Origin of the sequence: Burkholderia sp. LS-044, from assembly GCF_004803625.1 — a bacterium.
GTDB lineage: Bacteria > Pseudomonadota > Gammaproteobacteria > Burkholderiales > Burkholderiaceae > Burkholderia > Burkholderia cepacia.
Genome location: NZ_SSWO01000001.1, coordinates 1,092,285 through 1,110,570, shown reverse-complemented (window position 1 = coordinate 1,110,570; position 18,286 = coordinate 1,092,285). Strand labels below are relative to the sequence as shown.

Genomic DNA, 18,286 nt, shown 5'->3' with positions numbered 1-18,286 from the left:
GGTCGAACTGACGCGGCCGCCCGAACCGTTGCCGCAGGCCGCGCATCCGCCGCCGCCGGTGCCGCCGAAGCCGCAGCAGCCGCTGAAGCAGGCGCCGACCCCGCCGAAGCCGCGTGCGGCCGTCGCGCATCCGGCGCCTGCGCCGGCTGCCGCGCTGCCCGTCACGCGCGATGCGGTACCCGCGCCGACGGCACCGGCCGCTGCCGCACCGGCTCCCGCACCCGCCGCGCCGGCGGCGCCGGTGCGCGAAACCGCGCCGATCGGCGACGCGGCCTACCTGCGCAACCCGGCGCCCGACTACCCGGCCTTTGCGCAGGACCAGGGCTGGGAAGGGCGCGTCGTGCTGCGCGTGCACGTGCTCGCGAACGGCACGCCCGATGCCGTCGACGTCCGCACGAGCAGCGGCCGCCGCATGCTCGACAACGCGGCGGTGGCCGCCGTGAAGCGCTGGACGTTCGTGCCCGCGAAGCGCGGCGACGAAGCGGTCGACGGCTGGGTCAACGTGCCGATCGATTTCAAGCTGGGCTGACCGACCGGGCGGCCCGCCACATTTTTCAAGGAACTCACATCATGAACGGTATCCCGACCACCTTCATCGTCCAGGGCGCGCTCTGGCTGCTCGTCGTCTTCTCCGTCGTCACGTGGACGCTGATCGTCGTGAAGACGATCCAGAGCCTGCGTGCGAGCGCACGCAACCGGCATTACACGCGCGCGTTCTGGGCCGCGAACAGTTTCCACGAGGCGGCCGCGCTCGACGGCGCCGACAGCCCCGTGGGCGAACTCGCCGCGACGGGCTTCGACGCGCTGCGGCGCGCCGACGAAAGCAGCGCGCACGATCTCGAACACAGCTGGAGCCGCCACGACCTGCTCGAACGCCATCTGCGCCAGCAGATCCACAACGCGCGCCGGCGCGCGGAAGCGGGGCTCGCCGTGCTCGCGTCGATCGGCAGCACCGCGCCGTTCGTCGGCCTGTTCGGCACCGTGTTCGGCATCATCCACGCGCTGACCGCGATCACGCACAGTGCGTCCGCGAGCATCGATGTGGTCGCCGGGCCGATCGGCGAGGCGCTGGTCGCGACCGGGATCGGCATCGCGGTCGCGGTGCCGGCCGTGCTCGCGTACAACTTCTTCGTGCGCCGCGTGAAGGCCGCGTCGGCCGATCTCGATGCGTTCGCAACCGATTTCGTCACGCTCGCGCAGAAGGCTGGTTTCCGCGTGCCGGCCGCCGCCACCGCGCCCGCGCCGGCACGCCGTGCCGACGGCGCCCGTCAGGAGGCGTTCGCATAATGGCCTTCTCGTCCTCTTCCGACAACGACGACGTGCTCAGTGAAATCAACATCACGCCGCTCGTCGACGTAATGCTCGTGCTGCTCGTCGCGTTCATCGTCACGGCGCCGCTGCTCAACAACGCGGTGCACGTGAACCTGCCGAACACCGTCGCCACGGCGCCGGCCGACCGCAAGCCGAACGTCACCGTGAGCGTCGACGACAAGGGCGTCGTGTATCTCGACAAGCGCGCGGTCGCGCTCGCCGCGGTGCCGGCCGAGCTCGCCGCGCTGAAGGCCGGCCGGCCCGACGTCGCGCTCGACCTGCAGGCCGACGAGCACGTGCCGTACGGCACCGTCGCGAAGCTGATGGCCGCGATCGAGCATGCGGGCATCACGCGGCTGTCGGTGCTCACCGCGCCGCGCGGCTGATGCGCGGTTCACGACTCCTTTTCCGAACGCATCCATGAGCATCACGGCTTCCCATCACGTCCAGTCGATCTGGTACACGCGCTGTCCGGTGCCGACGCCGCTCGGCATCGCCGCGCATCTCGGCTGGCTCGACAGCGAGTTCGCCGGCGACGGCATCACCGTCCGCGCGCTGCAGGAGAGCCAGCACGCGGCGCTGCATCGCGCGCACGTCGATCATTCGCTCGACAACACGTTCCGGCAGGGCGGCAGCATTCCCGCGCTGTGGGCGCGCGCCTCCGGCGCCGATACCCGGGTGGTCGCGCTGACCTGGGTCGACGAGGCGCAGGCGATCGTCGCGTTGCCGGAAACCGGCCTGAAGCGGCCGAGGGACCTGCGCGGGCGCCGCATCGGGCTGCCGCGCCGCGACGGCGAACGTATCGACATCTTCCGCGCGGCGGCGCTGCGCGGCTTCGTCAGCGCGCTGTCGCTCGACGGGCTCGGCCCGGCCGACGTCGAATGGGTCGACGTGCCCGCGTCGAACCTGCGCGCGCCCGTGTCGACGCCGCTGACGCGCGACGCGGCATTCAGCCATCCGTCGAGCCTGTCCAGCCGGCGCCTTTATGCGGCCGAAGCGGCCGCGCTCGTGCGTGGCGAGGTCGACGCGATCTACGTGAAGGGTTCGCTCGGGCTCGAGACCGCGCACCTGATCGGCGCGCAGCCGGTCGTCGACATCGGCTTTCATCCCGATCCGCAGATCCGCATCAACAACGGCTCGCCTCGGCCGCTGACCGTCAATGCGTCGACGCTCGAACGCCATCCCGACATCGTTCACCGCTTCCTCGCGCGCGTGACCGATGTCGAAGGCTGGGCGCGCGAGCACGAGCATGAAGTGCTCGGCTATCTCGGCCGCGAGACGGGATCGGGCCATGACTGGCTGCGGCTCGCGTACGGCACCGACGTGCACCGGCGGCTGCGCACGGATCTCGACGAAGCGTCGATTGCCGCGCTCGACGATTTCAAGCGCTTCCTCGTCGAATGGCGGTTCCTGCCTGCGGACTTCGACGTGCGCGCGTGGATCGACCGGCGCGCGCTCGACGGCATCGCACCGTTGTCTCGCGACGCCGCGCGGTGAGCGCGCCGGCACGCGTCGCCGACGCATGGCGGCGCGAGCGCTTCACCGGCGGCTTCATGCTGCTGGCGCTCGCGAGCGGCACGACGATCAGCATGGCGCAGCTCGCGACGACGCTGTATGCGCTCGCGCTCGGCGTCGACAGCGCGCGGCTCGGCATCATCGCCGCGATGGAGCCGCTCGGCATCGCGCTGATGACGCTGCCGGCCGGCCTGCTCGTCGCGCGCTACGGTGCGCGGCGCATGTACTTCGCCGCGAGCATGGGGCCGATGCTGCTCAACCTCGTCGTGCCGTATACCGGCGCATGGCCGCTGATCGCGCTCACGCAAGTGCTGATCGGGCTGTGCATCCCGTTCCGGATCGTATCCATCAACGGCGTGTTTCTCGCGCGTCTCGCGCAGATCGGCCTCGCGCGCGCCGGCTGGTACCGCGCGGCGATGTCGGTCGGAACCGGCATGGTCGGGCCGTGGCTCGCGAGCTGGCTGATCGGCGTGCATGGCGCGGTCGCGACGTTCTGCGCGGCGTCGGCGAGCTTCGCGGGCATGGCGCTGTTCAGCCGGACGCTGCTCGGCGACGCCGAGGCCGCGCCGCGCGGCGCCCAACCGGAAACCGGCGGCCTGCGCGCGTTGCTGGCGCTCGCATGGAATCACGACGTGCGCGAGCAACTCGTGCTGGAGGCCGTGAACAGTGCGACGCGTTCGCTTGCCGGCGCGTATACGGTCGTGCTCGCGATCCAGTCGCTCGGGTTGTCCCAGGCGCACGCCGTCGCGCTGTTGACGTTGCAGGGCGTGGTCGCGGTGATCGCGCTGTTCGGGCTCGGCCATGTCGCGCAGCGGCTGAGCACGCGCCGTTGCCACGGGCTCAGCCTGGCCGGCGCCGTGGCCGGCCTGCTCGCGCTCGGGCTCGCCCGTGACGCGTGGATCGTCGGCGCGGGGCTCGCCGCGCTGTGCGCCGGCTCATCGCTGCTGCATCTCGTCAACATGCAGCGCCTCGGCCGTCACCCGGCGGACAAGAGCCAGGTGTCGAGCCTCTACAACCTCGCGTCGATGACGGGCGCGTTCTGCGGCCCGCTGGCCGGCAGTGCGCTCGTGCCGGCCGTCGGGTTGCAGGCGGTGTTTCTGTGCTGGCTGCCTGTCGTCGTGCTGGTGGCGTGGGCGTTGCGCGTCGCACATGGGCGGCGCGATGCGTCGCGGCCCGTGACTGCAAAGCTCTCCTGACGACCATCGGAGCGGGTGTCGCGCGATCCGGCAGTGTTGCGTGACAAGCAGTTTGCTTCCGTTCACAGATGCGCATGCAGCAACGCGCACCCCGCATACCTGCCGGAAGCCCGATACGACGGGCCTCTCGAGGCTGGCATCCGAATTGCAACAGGGAACCCGTGCGTCGCGCACGCACGTGCGTTCAACCGATCAAACAGGATGACTCATCGATGTTCAGGAAAAAACTAATCGTCACCGCGCTGGGGGGACTGCTGACGGGCGGAGCCGTATCGTTGCCCGCGTGGGCGGAAGAAGGTGCGGTGGCGGCGGCACCGGACGCGAAACCGGCACAACAGGGCACGGACGATGCAGCCGCGGCTGCACCGACGGCGGCCCGTGCGACCCGCGGCACGGCCATCCGCGAAACGAACCTCGGCACGGTCACCGTGACCGCGCGCCGGCGCAAGGAGAGCATCCAGGACGTGCCGGTCGCGGTGAGCGCGCTGAGCGGCGACGCGATCAGGAACAACGAGCTGCGCGTGGTCAACGACGTGACGAAGTACGTGCCGAACTTCACCGGGCAATCGACCGAGGGTCGCGAGCGGCCGCGCTGGTTCCTGCGCGGCGTCGGCAGCAACGATCCGTCGGACCTGTCGCTGAGCCCGATCGGCGTGTACTTCGACGACGTGTACATCAACAGCGTGTTCGGGCAGGGTTTCCCGCTGTTCGACCTCGACCGCATCGAAGTGCTGCGCGGCCCGCAGGGCACGCTGTGGGGCAAGAACACGGTCGGCGGCGCGCTCAGCATCACGTCGCAGAAGCCGACCTTCGACGTGAGCGGCTACGGCAAGATCGGGCTCGGCCAGTACAACAGCCAGCTCGCGGAGGCCGCGATCGGCGGGCCGATCGGCAAGAACGACGTGCTGGCCGCGCGCGTGTCGGTGTATCACGAGAACGCCGACAGCTTCTACACGAATACGGTGCAGCAAGGGCGCTTCGGCGGCTTCCACGACAACGCGGTGCGCTTCCAGGTGCTCGCCGTGCCCACGTCGGACACCAACTTCCTGTTCAACATCCACGGCCGCAACTACACGGGTGGCGGCAATGCGTGGCACGCGCAAGGCGCGGGGCCGGGCGGCGCGAACCAGTTCGGCTTCGTCGGCTCGAGCGATCCATACACGGTGTCGCTCAACGCGCCGTCGAGCGATCACATCTCGACCTGGGGCACGTCGCTCACCGCGCACTGGCGCATCAACCCGGCGGTCACGCTCACGTCGATCACCGCGTTCGAAGGGCTGCACCGCTGGTACCAGGACGACGAGGACTATTCGGCGTTCGACGCCGCACGCTCGCACGATCGCCTGTCGAGCCGCCAGTTCTCGCAGGAATTCCGGCTCGAATCGCCGCAGAACGACCGGCTGAGCTGGCTCGTCGGCACCCACCTGTTCACCGAGCAGCTGGCCGAGCAGGGTGCCGGCGGCGGCTTGCCGGGTTCGCCGTCACCCGCGTTCTACCACCTGACCGACCTCACGCAGCACACGCAGAGCGCGGCGATCTTCGGCAGCGTGAAGTACCGGTTTACCGACCGCTTCAACGTGACGGGCGGGCTGCGTTACACGATCGAGCGCAAGAACATCAACCTGACCGGGCTGCAGGGCACCGGCAACGTGACGTTCGACAATCCGGGCAGCTGGTGGGAGCCGTCGTCGGTGTCGTCGCCGCTGGCGGTCAGCGCGCGGCAGAACCAGACGAACACCTGGCGCGCGCCGACCTGGGACCTCACGCCCGAATACGCGCTCAGCAGCAACGTGCGTGCGTACTTCCGCTATGCGCGCGGCTTCCGTTCGGGCGGCTACAACGGCAACGCGTATACGCAGAGCACGGTGTCGACCGTGTCGCCGGAGTACCTGACCGACTATGAAGTCGGCATCAAGAGCGAGTGGTTCGACAAGCGGCTGATCGTCAACGCGAGCGTGTTCCACTACGACTATCGCGACATCCAGGTGTTCGCGCTCGCGCCGAACCCGTTCGGCGGCCCGCCGGTGTCGACGCTGTCGAATGCGGGGCAGGGGCGCGCGGACGGCTTCGAACTGGAGCTGAAGGCGCAGCCGGTCAACAGCCTCTACCTGTTCGCGAACCTCGGGATGCTGAACACGCGCTACACGGAGTTCCGCTACGTGCCGACCGCCGTCGGCAACTCGTTCGCGCGCTCGCCGCATACGACGATCAATGCGGGCTTCGACTATCGCGTACCGGTGTCGTTCGGCACGCTGATCGCCGGCGGTGACGTGAACTACCGCAGCCGCGAATACTTCAGCGCGACCCGGCAGACGATGCCGCAGCTCTGGCAGGGCGGCTACACGGTGCTGAACGCGCACGTTTCCTACACGACGCCGAACCAGAAGTACATCGTGACGGGCTACGTGACGAACCTGACCAACAAGGTCTACAAGAAGCTCGAGCTGCTGCCGTCGTATGGCGCGTATCCGGTGCTGTACGGCGATCCGCGCACGGTCGGGATCACGCTGACCGCGAAAATCTGACGGGCGGCACGGGCACGGGCACGGGCACGGGCACGGGCACGACTCGCACGCGGCGACGCGGCGGCCCGCCCGTGTTCGCCGCGCGTCAGATCAGCAGCGACAGCGTCCTGAACAGCGCGAGATCCGCCTTGCGTGCCGACCGCGCGTGCCGGCGGATCACGTGCAGCAGGCAGTCGATGAAGCAGCGCGCCGCGTCGCTCAGCGTGCTGCTGCGCCGCGTGACGATCCCGAGGTCGCGCGGCTCGAAAGTCTCCTTCAGCTGCAATGCGCGCATCCGTTCGCCGAACGGCGGCACCGCAGCGAGAATCGTCGGGCACCACGTGCACATGTCGGCCTGTTCGAGCATCGTCTGCAGCATCGCCACCGACTGCGCGCGGACGATGCGCCGTTCGTCGATGTCGGCACCGTGGCGCGTGAACAGGTAGTCGACGAGCGCGGCCTGCCCGTCGGCCGCGAAATTCAGCACCCAGTCGTTCTCGAGCAGGTCATGGATCGATCGCGCGTGTTCGCGCGGATGGCCGGCGCGCACCATCACCGATGTCTCGTAGCGCAGCATCGGCTCGAACGCGAATTCCTGCGTGCCGCCCGGTTGCACGTGCCCGAGCGCGAAATCCATGCTGCCGTCGCGCAACAGCGGCTGCGCGACGGCCATCAGCGCCTCGTAGAGTTCGAGGCGCACGTCGGGCATCCGCTCGCGAAAGCGCAGCACCGTTTCCGCCAGGAACGTCATCGTGAGCCACGGCGTCACGCCGATGCTCAGCCGGCCCTCGATGCGGCCGCGCATGCGTTCGAGATCGCTCTGCGCGTGTTCGAGCTGCTTCAGCACGAGCTTCGCGTGCGTGAGCAGCGTCTTGCCGTATTCCGTGAAGCCGATTCCCTCCGGCGCGCGCACGAGCAGCGGCAGGCGCTCGCCGGCCTCCAGTTCGCGCAGCGCGCGCGTGACGGCCGCCTGCGACAGCCCGAGCGTGCGCGCCGCGCCGCGGATGCTCCCGGCCTCCGCGCTCGCGACGAGCGCCTGAAGCTGATGCAGCCTGATCGTACCCATGGTGCGATACCCGACAACGAAAGGTTGTCATCATAACGAAACCGCGGCTGTTCGCCGGGATTTTCGCTGCCTACGATGCGGCCACGATCGGTCATTCGGGCGATCGGCAACCGGCGTACATCGAGGAGAATCGGGGTTGAACCACAAACCAGTCCAGCCGGAATTGGCGGCCATCGAGACGGAGATGATTGCGCTGCGCCGACGGCTGCACGCGCATCCGGAGCTCGGCTTCGAGGAACATGCGACGAGCGACCTCGTGGCCGGCTTCCTGACAACGTGGGGTTATCGGGTGACGCGCGGGCTCGGCGGCACGGGCGTGGTCGGCACGTTGACGCGAGGCGCCGGTAAGCGGCTCGGGCTGCGCGCCGACATGGACGCGCTGCCGATCCGCGAGGCGACCGGGCTGCCGCATGTGAGCCGGTGCGACGGCGTGATGCATGCATGCGGCCACGATGGCCATACGGCGATGCTGCTGGCGGCGGCGCGGTGCCTGGCCGAGCGCGCCCGCTTCACGGGCACGCTGAACCTGATTTTCCAGCCGGCCGAGGAAGGGCTCGGCGGCGCGAAGCGGATGATCGACGACGGGCTGTTCGAGCAGTTTCCGTGCGATGCGGTGTTCGCGATGCACAACGTGCCGGGCCTGCCCGCCGGCGTGCTCGGTTTCTGCGACGGCCCGGCGATGGCATCGGCCGACGAGGTGCGCGTGCGCGTGACCGGGCGCGGCGGGCATGGCGCAGCGCCGCATACGACGATCGATCCGGTGGTCGTCTGCGCGTCGATCGTGATGGCGCTGCAGACCGTCGTGTCGCGCAACGTGAACCCGCAGGACCTGGCGATCGTGACGGCCGGCTCGATCCACGCGGGCACCGCGTCGAACGTGATCCCGCCGCACGCGGAACTGGCGCTGAGCGTGCGCGCACTGTCGCCGGACGTGCGCGCGCTGCTCGAACGGCGCATTCGCGAGATCGTGCACGGGCAGGCCGCGAGCTACGGCGCGAAGGCCGAGATCGATTACCGCCACGACTATCCGGTGCTCGTCAATCACGCGGCGGAAACCGCCTTCGCGCGCGACGTCGCCCGCGAATGGGGCGGTGACGGCGCGCTGATCCCCCATCTTCGGCCGATCGCGGCAAGCGAGGACTTCGCGTTCATGCTGAACGTTTGCCCCGGCAGCTACCTGTCGATCGGCAACGGTGACGGCAACGGCGACGGCGGCGCCGGATGCGGGCTGCACCATCCCGGCTACGACTTCAACGACGCGTGCCTCGCCACCGGCGCGAGCTACTGGATTGCGCTGGCGGAGCGCTATCTCGCGTGACGCGCCCGCATGATTTTGACTGACGATTCACACGAGGAAGGAGACTGGCAATGAAGCAGTGGAAGCAATGTAAGCGAATGGCGGCGCTCGCGTTGGCGCTGGCGGCGGGGGCGGCACATGCGGGTGACTGGGCGGGCAGGGAGATTCGCCTCGCGGTCGATCCGACTTACCCGCCGCTCGAGTACAAGCTGCCCGACGGCACGCTGACGGGCTTCGGGATCGACATCACGAATGCGTTGTGTGCGGAGCTGCATGCGCGCTGCGTGTGGGTCGAGTCGAGTTTCGACGGGATGATTCCGGGGCTGCTCGCGCGCAAGTTCGACGTCATCGCGTCGTCGATGACGATTACGCCGAAGCGGCAGCAGCAGATCGCTTTCACGAACCGGATCTCGAATGCGCCGGCGCGCCTCGTCGCGCGCAAGGGTTCGCCGCTGCTGCCGACGGCCGACGCGCTGAAGGGCAAGCGTGTGGGCGTCGAGCAGGGCTCCGCGCAGGCCGACTATGCGATCGCGAACTGGCAGCCGGCCGGCGTGCAGATCGTGTCGTACCCGAACCAGGACCAGGTCTATGCCGATCTCGTGACGGGCCGGCTCGACGCGGCGTTCCAGGCATCGATCGCGGCGAGCGACGGTTTCCTGAAGAAGCCGCAGGGCAAGGATTTCGCGTTCGTCGGCGCGGCGATCGACGACGCGAAGTATTTCGGGCAGGGCGACGGGCTCGGGCTGCGCAAGCAGGACAACGACCTGCGCGACGCCTTCAACCGCGCGCTCGCGACGATCCTCGCGAACGGCACGTACCAGCGGATCAACCGGAAGTATTTCGACTTCGACATCTACGGCACGAAGTAAGCGGTGGCGCCATGCATGGCGCGGTAACGACAAAACAAATAAGGATGACGGATGAACTGGAGATTGATTTTCGTCGCGATGCCGGCACTGTGCGCCGCGCCCGCGTTCGCGCAAGGCAGCGTCACGCTGTACGGCCTCGTCGATGCGGGCATCGACTACACGAACAATGTCGGCGGCCACGGCGCGTGGCAGATGGCGAGCGGCTTCGCGCAGGGCAGCCGCTGGGGGCTGAAGGGCAGCGAGGATCTGGGGGGCGGCTACAGCGCGCTGTTCCAGGTCGAGAACGGCTTCAACGTGAACAGCGGCACGCTCGCGCAGGGCGGCCGCATGTTCGGGCGGCAGGCGTACGTCGGCCTCGGCAGCGCGCGGTTCGGCACGCTGACGCTCGGCCGGCAATACGATGCGGTGGTCGACTATCTCGCGCCGACCACCGCGAACGGCAGTTGGGGCGTCTATCCGTTCTCGCATCCGCTCGACAACGACAACACCGGCAATACGTTTCGGGTCAACAACACGGTCAAGTATGCGAGCCCGGATTTCGCCGGCTTCTCGTTCGGCGGCACGTACAGCTTCAGCAACGACACGGGCTTCGCGAACAACCGGCAGTGGAGCGTCGGCGCGCAGTACGAGCAGGGCGGGTGGCTCGTCGGCGCGGCCTTCCTGAATGCGGACAACCCGGGTGCGACGCCGGGCGGCGCGATCGCGGGCTCGGGATCGGTCGGCGCCGATGCGAACTTCGCGTCGGCGCGGCTGCGGATCTTCGGTGCGGGCATCAACTACACGGCTGGGCTCGCGACGGTCGGGTTCGCGTACACGAACAGCAACGTCACGCGGCCCACCGCGAACGTCGGATACCTGTTCGGCGACGAGACGATCGAGCCCGTGACCGGCCCGCTCGCAGGCGGCACGGTGACGTCGATCAAGTACCAGAACTTCGAAGTGAACGGCAAATACCAGTTCACGCCCGCGCTGTTCGTCGGGGCGCAGTACGTGTACACGACGGTGCGCTACGACGCAACGACGGGCACCGCGAAGCCGAAGATCCATTCGCTCGGGCTGATGGCCGACTACATGCTGTCGAAGCGCACGGACGTGTACCTGATGGGCGCCTACCAGCGGATCGCGGGCGACGCGACGGGTTCGTCGCTCGACCAGGCCTATGTTCCCGGCGCGGCGGACCTGTCGTCGACCTCGAAGCAGCTGATGATTCACACGGGGATCCGTCACAGGTTCTGACGCCGGATGCAGCGGGCGAGGCCGCCCGCTGCCCGTCGCCCCGATGCGGTTACTGCGCGACGCGGATCACGACCTTGCCGAAGTGTTGCCCGGACTGCAGGTACGCATACGCCTGCGGCGCTTCGTCGAAGCCGAACACGCGATCGACCACCGGCTTGATCCGCTTCGCGTCGACGAGGCGCACGACGTCGTCGAGCATCGCGCGGCTGCCGACCATGATCCCGTGCAGCCGCCGGATCCCGCCGATCAGCGACAGCAGCCCGAGCTCGGGGCCGCCGAAGCTGCTGAGGCCGCCGATCACCGACACGGTGCCGCCCATCTTCGTCGCGGCGACCGAGCGCGGCAGCGTATCCTTGCCGCCGACTTCGACGACCAGATCCGCACCCGCGCCGCCGGTGAGCCGCAGCACGTCGTGTTGCCATTCGGGCGTGGCGCGATAGTTGATGGTTGCGTCCGCACCGAGCGCGCGGGCGCGTTCGAGCTTCGCGTCGCTCGACGACGTGACGATGGTGCGCAGCCCCGCGGCATGCGCGAGCTGAAGCGCGACGATCGACACGCCGCCCGTGCCGAGCAGCACGACGGTCGCGCCGGGCCCCAGGCCGCCGTCGGCGAACAGCGCGTTCCAGGCGGTGATGCCCGCGCACGACAGCGTCGCCGCCTCGTCGTAGTCCAGATGCGCGGGAATCGCGACCAGCGCCGCTTCGTCGGACACGAAGTGCTCGGCCAGCACGCCGTCGAAATGCGAGCCGGGCGATCCCGAGGTTTTCTGCGGCGTCGGCGGCCCGTCGATCCAGCGCGGGAAGTAGGTGTTGATCACGCGATCGCCGGGCTTGAAGCGCGTGACGTCGCGACCCGTTTCGATGACTTCGCCGGCGCCGTCGGCAACCGGAATCAGCGCTTCCGTGCCGATGCCGAGATAGTCGCCGCGCGCGAACATCAGGTCGCGATAGTTCAGGCCGGCCGAATGGATCTTCACGACGACGTCGGTCGGCCCGACCGCGCGGCGTGTCGCGTCGATGCGCCGAAGCCCGGCCGCACCGTCGCCCGGTTTTACTTGCCATGCGTGCATGTCGACTCCTTTTTCGAGATAGTGCGGACTATCATAGTGTTGCTCGCAGGGACGCATTGACGATAATTCGGCCGATGACTGTCGCCTGCATGGACACAAACCTGTTACCCGACCGGAGCGAAATGGCATGGACGAGCGGCTGAGAGGCGTTGCCGAATTTGTCGACGTGGTGGATTCGGGCAGCTTCGCGGCGGCCGCGCTGCGGCTCGGCGTCACGCGCTCGGCCGTCGCGAAGGTCGTCGCGCGGCTCGAACGCCGTCTCGGCACCCGGCTGCTGCAGCGCACGACACGCCAGCTCGGCCTGACCGACGAAGGGCTCGTCTATTACGAACAGTGCCGGCGGCTGCTCGCCGAACTCGGCGAGACGGAGGCCGCGCTCGACGCGGGCCAGCGCGAGCCGGCGGGGCGGCTGCGCGTCAGCGTGCCGGTGCTGTTCGGGCGGCAATGCGTGGCGCCCCTCATGCGGCGCCTCGTGGAGCGCCATCCGCGGCTCGAAATCGACGTGTCGTTCAGCGATCGCGTGGCCGACCTCGTCAACGACGGCTTCGACATCGCGGTGCGCATCGGCGAGCTCGCCGATACGAGCGCGCTCGTCGGCCGCAAGCTCGGCGTGCAGCGCATGGGCATCTGCGCATCGCCCGCGTATCTCGAACGTCATGGCCGGCCGGCGGGGCTCGACGAACTCGCGTCGCACGTCGGCATCGCGTATTCGCGCGGCGGGCAACCGACGCCGTGGCCGATAGTCGGCGCGAACGGCGCGGTGCACGACCATCGCCCGGCCGGGCGCCTGCGGCTCGACGACCTGCAGGCCATTGCCGATGCGGCCGCCGCCGGCGCGGGCCTCGCGTGGCTCCCCTGCTGGCTGATGGCGCCTTACCTGCGCGACGGACGCCTCGCGCTCGTGATGGACAGCAACAGCGTGTCGGGCGCCGAAGTGTTCGCGGTGCGGCCGGCATCGCGCCACGTGCCGTCGAAGGTGCGTGTCGTCATCGATGCGCTCGTCGACGAGATACCGAAGATGCTCGCGTCGGATGGTTGAGGCGGGCGCGTCGGTCGCGGCATCCCCGCGACGCATGGTCGGCCGGTGCGGCGTATGATCGTCGCACACCCAATCCGCCGGGGGCACGACGTCATGAAGCGCGAACCGCAGGTCGCCATCGTCATCGCTATCGCAGCGACCGTTCCGAACCTCACCCGTTACACGGTTCTTCGGTGATGCGCTGGCCGGCATGCAGCCCCGGTGCGCGCGGGCCAGACCTCCCTGCGACAACCCGGCGCGCGCGCACATGACGACGATCGATACCACGAAGGCCGCACGGCAACCCGGCTGGCTGCGCATCGCGCCCGCACTGTTCCTGCTGCTGTGGGCAAGCGGCTTCGTGTTCCTGAAGCTCGGTTTGCGCTATGCCGATCCGCTCACCTTCCTCGCACTGCGCTATGCGTGCGTCGTCGCGCTGCTCGCGGGCCCGTTCCTGTGGCTGCGCCCCGCGTTGCCGCGCACGGGGCGCGCATGGCGCGATCTCGTCGTGGTCGGCCTGTTGCTGCAGGCCGGTTATTTCGCGTGTACGTACCTGAGCTTGAAGCTCGGCATGTCGGCGGGCGCCGTCGCGCTCGTCACGTCGCAGCAGCCGATCCTCGTCGGGCTGCTCGCGCCGATGATTGCCGGCGAACGCGTCGGCGTGCTGCGCTGGATCGGGCTCGCACTCGGCGCCGCGGGCGCGGTGCTGGTGATCCTCGCGCGTTCGTCGGTCGATGTCGCGTCGCCCTGGGCGCTCGCGTTCGCGCTGTTCGCGCTCGCCTGCATCACCGGCGGCACGCTGTGGGAAAAACGCTTCGGCACCGATGTCCATCCGGTCACCGCGAACCTCGTGCAGTACGCGGTCGGCCTCGCGGTCACCGCGCCGCTCGCGTTCGCGCTCGAACCGATGCACGTGCAATGGACCGCCGGGCTCGCCGGTTCGCTCGCGTACCTCGTCATCTGCAACTCGCTGATCGCGATCTCGCTGCTGCTCGCGATGGTGCGGTACGGCGAGGCGTCGCGCGTGTCGGCGCTGTTCTTCCTGATCCCGCCCGCGACCGCGCTGATCGCGCTCGTGGCGCTCGGCGAGACGATCGGCGCGCTCGCATGGCCGGGGATGGCGCTCGCGGCTGCCGGCCTGTTTCTCGTGATGCGTTACTGAATACCGAACGCGCGCGGGATGCGGGCCGGCGTGTCGATGCCGGCCGATTCGTGCGTGGCGGATCGCGTCGCGGCGCGCGATGCCGAGGGCGGAGGGGCGGGCCGGCTGACCGCCGCGCGCGCCGATGCCGGTCGCGCCGCACGGCAGGCGCTTGCCATGCGGCGCGACGGCCCCACGCCGCACCGTATCAACCCGCCGTCCGATGCGGATTGCAGTCCACCGAATACTCCGCATGCTCGCCGTTGACGTGCAGAACCAGCGTTGCCTTGCAGATATCGCTCGAATCGACGCTCAGCAGCAGCGTCGCGAGCGGCTGGTCCTCGCCGCCCGCGAGCCGCGATTCGCCGGAGCGCGTCAGCGAGGCCGAGCCCGCGCCGCCGGTTCGGGTGATGCGCAGGCTGTACGACACGTCGACCGGTGCGGCCGCCCGCACGTGCGGCACGATATTCACGCCGCCGGCACTGGCGGCGATGTCGAAATAGGCGTTGAGATCGTGAATGCCAACCATGATCGTCCCCTGTCGAATGAAAAAAAAGGCCGAACGTGTATCCGTCCGGCCTTTCCGTTACGCCGGCGGCACTTAATGCTGCTTGACCGAAACGGTGTTGTTGAAGCCGTTCTGGTTGATGCTCGCGTAGTTGGCGTTGTCTTGTTGCACCAGCGTGGCGTTGTTGTAGTAGCCGGTCTGCGTCACGTAGCCCGGATTCACTTGTGCGAAATATGGCGGCGCCCGATTTTCGGGTTATTCGTTCCTGGTCGAACGCGGCACATGATGGGGGGAGTCAGCAAGAGGCGTGCCTGTTGTCGTTTCAAGCGGAATCTATTTTAAAGTCGTTATTAGTCTAATTTTTCGGATGCGTAATTCATTCGCGTAAAACGTTTGCGGGTTAGATATTTGATTAACAAGCTTTCTTTTATATTCGGCGCATTAAGATTAAATCAGACGATAATTCCCGCCAGTCGTGATTTGGAAATTCCTGGCGCATCTGATGCGCAGTAAACGTACCGTGTTGCCACGGACACGCCCGTAACGACACGACGTAACGTCCGTTACGCACGTAGAATCGTCCGATCAAAGCACCGGTTCCGGGCCTCCACCCTGGAAACCTCTCTCCACGCAATTCATGTGAACGGACTTCGGGAGCACGCATGTCATCTCGCACCTATCTCGTCACCGGCGCATCGCGCGGCATCGGCCTCGCGGTCAGCACCTTGCTCGCACGGCACGGTCATCACGTCATCGGCCTCGCGCGAAATGTGCAGGGCATCGACTTTCCCGGCGAACTGCGCGCGTGCGATCTCGCCGACATCGAACAGACGGCGGCAACGCTTGCCCGTATCGGTGAGGAGCACGCTGTCGACGGTATCGTGAACAATGCGGGCATCGTGATGCCGCAACCGCTCGGGCAGATCGATTTCCGGTCGCTGCAGACCGTGTTCGATCTCAACGTGCGGGCCGCGATCCAGGTCACGCAGCACTTCGCGGACGCGATGAAGGCGCGCGGCCACGGGCGCATCGTCAACATCTGCAGCCGGGCGATTTTCGGCAGTCTCGACCGCACCGCGTATTCCGCCGCGAAGAGCGCGCTCGTCGGCTGCACGCGCACGTGGGCGCTCGAACTGGCCGAACATGGTGTGACCGTCAACGCGGTGGCGCCGGGGCCGATCGAGACGGAACTGTTCCGGCTGACCCGGCCCGTCGGCAGCGAAGCCGAACGCAAGGTGCTCGCGACGATTCCCGCGCGCCGGCTCGGCACGCCCGACGATGTGGCGGCCGCGATCGCGTTCTTCCTGTCGGACGAGGCCGGCTTCGTCACGGGGCAGGTGCTGGCCGTGGACGGCGGCGGCAGCCTCGGCGGACGCAGCTGAAGCACGACGCGCCGCCGAGCCGTCGCGCGCGGCCCGGCGGGGGCCGGCTTCGGCGCGCGGCGCGGGCGCATGCATACGCGCGTGCTGATGGCCGGTATTCGGCTTGCGTGCATATTCCGCCGTCCCGTTAGCATGTGACGAATCAGACTTTGGGTGCCGCGCGCGCGACGCTAAGATCGCCGATCCCGTAGATCGCGCGTTCCAGAACGATGAAAAAGTCCGCTTCGCCGTTGCATGCTTTTCGTTTCCGTGTCGTCTGCGCCGCGATTGCCGGCGCGTTGTCGCTCGCATCGTGCGGCGGCGTCGACAGCGATCCGCCGTCGTCATCGACGAACCCCGCGCCGCCGCTGGCGGCGAAACGCCCGAACGTCCTGTACATCATGGCCGACGATCTCGGCTATTCCGACATCCATGCATTCGGCGGCGAGATCAACACGCCGAACCTCGACGCGCTCGTCGCGTCGGGCCGCATCCTGTCGAACCATCACACGGGCACCGTCTGCGCGATCACGCGCGCGATGCTGGTGTCCGGCACCGATCACCATCTGGTCGGCGAAGGCACGATGGGGGTACCGACCGACGAACGGCGCGGGCTGCCCGGCTACGAGGGCTACCTGAACGACCGCGCGCTGTCGTTCGCACAACTGTTGAAGGATGCCGGCTACCACACGTACATCGCGGGCAAGTGGCATATCGGCTCGGGGATCGTCGGCAGCGCGACGGGCAGCGGGCAGACGCCGGACCAGTGGGGCTTCGAGCGCAGCTACGTGCTGCTCGGCGGCGCGGCGACCAACCACTTCGCGCACGAGCCGGCCGGCTCGTCGAACTACACGGAAGACGGCCGTTACGTGCAGCCTGGCCAGCCCGGGCAGCCGGGCGGCGCGGGCGGCAGCCCGGCCGTGTTCTATTCGACCGATTTCTATACGCAAAAGCTGATCTCGTACATCGATTCGAACAAGCGCGACGGCAAGCCGTTCTTCGCGTACGCGGCGTATACGTCGCCGCACTGGCCGCTGCAGGTGCCCGAACCATGGCTGCACAAGTACGCGGGCGTGTACGACGCCGGCTACGACGCGATCCGCAATGCGCGGATCGCACGGCAGAAGGCGCTCGGCCTGATCCCCGCCGATTTCAAGCCGTTCGACGGCCTGCCCGAAACGACGGCGGCGTCGCCCGCGACCGCGAACAACGGCACCGCGAACGCGAAATACGTCAGCGCGGTGCATTCGGCCGCCGACGGCTACAGCGACTACGGCCCCGGCAAGGTCGACAAGCTGTGGTCGAGCCTGTCGCCGGCCGAACGTCGGGCGCAGGCGCGCTACATGGAGATCTATGCGGGGATGGTCGAGAACCTCGACTACAACATCGGACTCCTGATCCAGCACCTGAAGGACATCGGCGAATACGACAACACGTTCATCATGTTCCAGTCGGACAACGGCTCGGAAGGCTGGCCGATCGACTCGGGCGCGGACCCGACGGCGACCGACACCGCGAACGGGCAGGACCCGGTCTACTCGACCCTCGGCACCGACAACGGCAAGCAGAACGCGCAGCGCCTGCAGTACGGGCTGCGCTGGGCCGAGGTGAGCGCGTCGCCGTTCCGGCTCACGAAGGGGTATTCGGCCGAAGGCGGCGTATCGACGCCGACGATCGTGCGCCTGCCGGGCCAGACGCAGCAGTTGCCGACGCTGCGCGCGTTCACGCACGTGACCGACAACACGGCGACGTTCCTCGCGATCGCGGGCGTCACGCCGCCGTCGCAGCCGGCGCCGCCGCTCGTCAACACGCTGACGGGCGTCGACCAGAACAAGGGCAAGGTGATCTACAACAACCGCTACGTGTATCCGGTCACCGGCCAGTCGCTGCTGCCGGTGCTCACGGGGTCGGCGACGGGCGAGGTGCATACGACGCCGTTCGGCGACGAAGCCTACGGCCGCGCCTACCTGCGCAGCGCCGACGGCCGCTGGAAGGCACTGTGGACCGAACCGCCGCTCGGGCCGCTCGACGGGCACTGGCAGCTTTACGACCTCGCGTCGGATCGCGGCGAGACGACCGACGTGTCGGCGCAAAACCCGTCGGTGATCGGCACGCTCGTCGACCAGTGGAAGACCTACATGAGCAACGTCGGCGGTGTCGAACCGCTGCGTCCGCGCGGCTACTACTGATACCGG

Annotated in this window: 17 protein-coding genes; 13 read left to right on the top strand and 4 right to left on the bottom strand. The window is 68.3% G+C overall.

The window, feature by feature from the left end; translation table 11 throughout:
* The 6 genes from E9536_RS05055 to E9536_RS05030 all read left to right on the top strand — a co-directional run.
* Positions 1-529 (top strand): energy transducer TonB (locus tag E9536_RS05055; protein WP_247873413.1); only part of this gene is annotated, 529 nt, incomplete at its 5' end.
* Positions 530-570: 41 nt separating this feature from the next.
* The gene (locus E9536_RS05050) at positions 571-1,287 is read left to right on the top strand and encodes a MotA/TolQ/ExbB proton channel family protein (RefSeq protein ID WP_091920302.1); all 717 of its coding nucleotides are present in this window, start codon (positions 571-573) and stop codon (positions 1,285-1,287) included.
* On the top strand, positions 1,287-1,697 hold the full coding sequence (locus E9536_RS05045; RefSeq protein ID WP_009694203.1) for a biopolymer transporter ExbD: 411 nt from the start codon (positions 1,287-1,289) through the stop codon (positions 1,695-1,697). The genes E9536_RS05050 and E9536_RS05045 overlap by 1 nt, the downstream gene beginning before the upstream one ends.
* Before the next feature lie 34 nt (positions 1,698-1,731).
* A complete protein-coding gene (locus E9536_RS05040; RefSeq protein WP_136469397.1) occupies positions 1,732-2,808 on the top strand; it encodes an ABC transporter substrate-binding protein in 1,077 nt (358 codons plus the stop codon).
* Positions 2,805-4,022, top strand: a complete 1,218-nt coding sequence (locus E9536_RS05035; RefSeq protein WP_136469396.1) for an MFS transporter — start codon at positions 2,805-2,807, stop codon at positions 4,020-4,022. Before E9536_RS05040 ends, E9536_RS05035 begins: the two co-directional genes overlap by 4 nt.
* Positions 4,023-4,234: 212 nt before the next feature.
* A complete protein-coding gene (locus E9536_RS05030) occupies positions 4,235-6,547 on the top strand; it encodes a TonB-dependent receptor (RefSeq protein ID WP_136469395.1) in 2,313 nt (770 codons plus the stop codon).
* A gap of 85 nt (positions 6,548-6,632) precedes the next feature.
* On the opposite strand, the gene E9536_RS05025 is transcribed toward E9536_RS05030, so the two are convergent.
* On the bottom strand, positions 6,633-7,592 hold the full coding sequence (locus E9536_RS05025) for a LysR substrate-binding domain-containing protein (RefSeq protein WP_027790754.1): 960 nt from the start codon (positions 7,590-7,592) through the stop codon (positions 6,633-6,635).
* 184 nt (positions 7,593-7,776) lie between these two features.
* Here E9536_RS05025 and E9536_RS05020 point away from each other — a divergent pair, with 184 nt between their 5' ends.
* From E9536_RS05020 to E9536_RS05010, 3 genes are read left to right on the top strand one after another with little or no spacing between them, the layout of a single operon-like run.
* Positions 7,777-8,910 carry a M20 aminoacylase family protein gene (locus tag E9536_RS05020; RefSeq protein ID WP_136469420.1) on the top strand — a complete coding sequence of 378 codons (1,134 nt, stop codon included), beginning with the start codon at positions 7,777-7,779 and terminating at the stop codon, positions 8,908-8,910.
* 50 nt (positions 8,911-8,960) lie between these two features.
* Positions 8,961-9,758: an ABC transporter substrate-binding protein gene (locus E9536_RS05015; protein WP_059692922.1), complete on the top strand. Its 798-nt coding sequence runs from the start codon at positions 8,961-8,963 to the stop codon at positions 9,756-9,758.
* Positions 9,759-9,809: 51 nt separating this feature from the next.
* Entirely contained in the window at positions 9,810-10,994 is a 1,185-nt protein-coding gene (locus E9536_RS05010; RefSeq protein WP_136469394.1) for a porin, read from the top strand.
* Between the two features lie 49 nt (positions 10,995-11,043).
* Here E9536_RS05010 and E9536_RS05005 read toward each other — a convergent pair whose 3' ends face one another.
* Entirely contained in the window at positions 11,044-12,063 is a 1,020-nt protein-coding gene (locus E9536_RS05005; RefSeq protein ID WP_136469393.1) for an NAD(P)-dependent alcohol dehydrogenase, read from the bottom strand.
* A gap of 127 nt (positions 12,064-12,190) precedes the next feature.
* Here E9536_RS05005 and E9536_RS05000 point away from each other — a divergent pair, with 127 nt between their 5' ends.
* Positions 12,191-13,102 (top strand): LysR family transcriptional regulator, encoded by a 912-nt coding sequence (locus tag E9536_RS05000; protein WP_027790759.1) that lies wholly within the window; start codon positions 12,191-12,193, stop codon positions 13,100-13,102.
* Between the two features lie 247 nt (positions 13,103-13,349).
* Positions 13,350-14,243 carry a DMT family transporter gene (locus E9536_RS04995; RefSeq protein WP_027790760.1) on the top strand — a complete coding sequence of 298 codons (894 nt, stop codon included), beginning with the start codon at positions 13,350-13,352 and terminating at the stop codon, positions 14,241-14,243.
* A 187-nt stretch (positions 14,244-14,430) separates the two neighbouring features.
* Here E9536_RS04995 and csgH read toward each other — a convergent pair whose 3' ends face one another.
* Together csgH and E9536_RS42525 are read right to left on the bottom strand one after the other, a co-directional pair.
* The gene (gene csgH, locus E9536_RS04990; RefSeq protein ID WP_060171413.1) at positions 14,431-14,751 is read right to left on the bottom strand and encodes a curli-like amyloid fiber formation chaperone CsgH; all 321 of its coding nucleotides are present in this window, start codon (positions 14,749-14,751) and stop codon (positions 14,431-14,433) included.
* A 72-nt stretch (positions 14,752-14,823) separates the two neighbouring features.
* On the bottom strand, positions 14,824-14,952 hold the full coding sequence (locus E9536_RS42525; RefSeq protein ID WP_282186881.1) for a hypothetical protein: 129 nt from the start codon (positions 14,950-14,952) through the stop codon (positions 14,824-14,826).
* A 440-nt stretch (positions 14,953-15,392) separates the two neighbouring features.
* Here E9536_RS42525 and E9536_RS04985 point away from each other — a divergent pair, with 440 nt between their 5' ends.
* Both E9536_RS04985 and E9536_RS04980 read left to right on the top strand, forming a co-directional pair.
* Positions 15,393-16,112, top strand: a complete 720-nt coding sequence (locus tag E9536_RS04985) for an SDR family oxidoreductase (RefSeq protein ID WP_060171412.1) — start codon at positions 15,393-15,395, stop codon at positions 16,110-16,112.
* Positions 16,113-16,321: 209 nt separating this feature from the next.
* Positions 16,322-18,280 (top strand): arylsulfatase, encoded by a 1,959-nt coding sequence (locus E9536_RS04980; protein ID WP_136469392.1) that lies wholly within the window; start codon positions 16,322-16,324, stop codon positions 18,278-18,280.
* Positions 18,281-18,286: the final 6 nt, after the last annotated feature.

Coding starts and splice junctions, on each gene's coding strand:
- E9536_RS05020 (WP_136469420.1), top strand. CDS start 7,777: ATGATTGCGCTGCGCCGACGGCTGCACGCGCATCCGGAGCTCGGCTTC.
- E9536_RS05015 (WP_059692922.1), top strand. CDS start 8,961: ATGAAGCAGTGGAAGCAATGTAAGCGAATGGCGGCGCTCGCGTTGGCG.
- E9536_RS04995 (WP_027790760.1), top strand. CDS start 13,350: ATGACGACGATCGATACCACGAAGGCCGCACGGCAACCCGGCTGGCTG.
- E9536_RS04980 (WP_136469392.1), top strand. CDS start 16,322: ATGAAAAAGTCCGCTTCGCCGTTGCATGCTTTTCGTTTCCGTGTCGTC.
- E9536_RS05050 (WP_091920302.1), top strand. CDS start 571: ATGAACGGTATCCCGACCACCTTCATCGTCCAGGGCGCGCTCTGGCTG.
- E9536_RS05030 (WP_136469395.1), top strand. CDS start 4,235: ATGTTCAGGAAAAAACTAATCGTCACCGCGCTGGGGGGACTGCTGACG.
- E9536_RS05025 (WP_027790754.1), bottom strand. CDS start 7,592: ATGGGTACGATCAGGCTGCATCAGCTTCAGGCGCTCGTCGCGAGCGCG.
- E9536_RS04985 (WP_060171412.1), top strand. CDS start 15,393: ATGTCATCTCGCACCTATCTCGTCACCGGCGCATCGCGCGGCATCGGC.
- E9536_RS05010 (WP_136469394.1), top strand. CDS start 9,810: ATGAACTGGAGATTGATTTTCGTCGCGATGCCGGCACTGTGCGCCGCG.
- E9536_RS05045 (WP_009694203.1), top strand. CDS start 1,287: ATGGCCTTCTCGTCCTCTTCCGACAACGACGACGTGCTCAGTGAAATC.
- csgH (WP_060171413.1), bottom strand. CDS start 14,751: ATGGTTGGCATTCACGATCTCAACGCCTATTTCGACATCGCCGCCAGT.
- E9536_RS05000 (WP_027790759.1), top strand. CDS start 12,191: ATGGACGAGCGGCTGAGAGGCGTTGCCGAATTTGTCGACGTGGTGGAT.
- E9536_RS05040 (WP_136469397.1), top strand. CDS start 1,732: ATGAGCATCACGGCTTCCCATCACGTCCAGTCGATCTGGTACACGCGC.
- E9536_RS05005 (WP_136469393.1), bottom strand. CDS start 12,063: ATGCACGCATGGCAAGTAAAACCGGGCGACGGTGCGGCCGGGCTTCGG.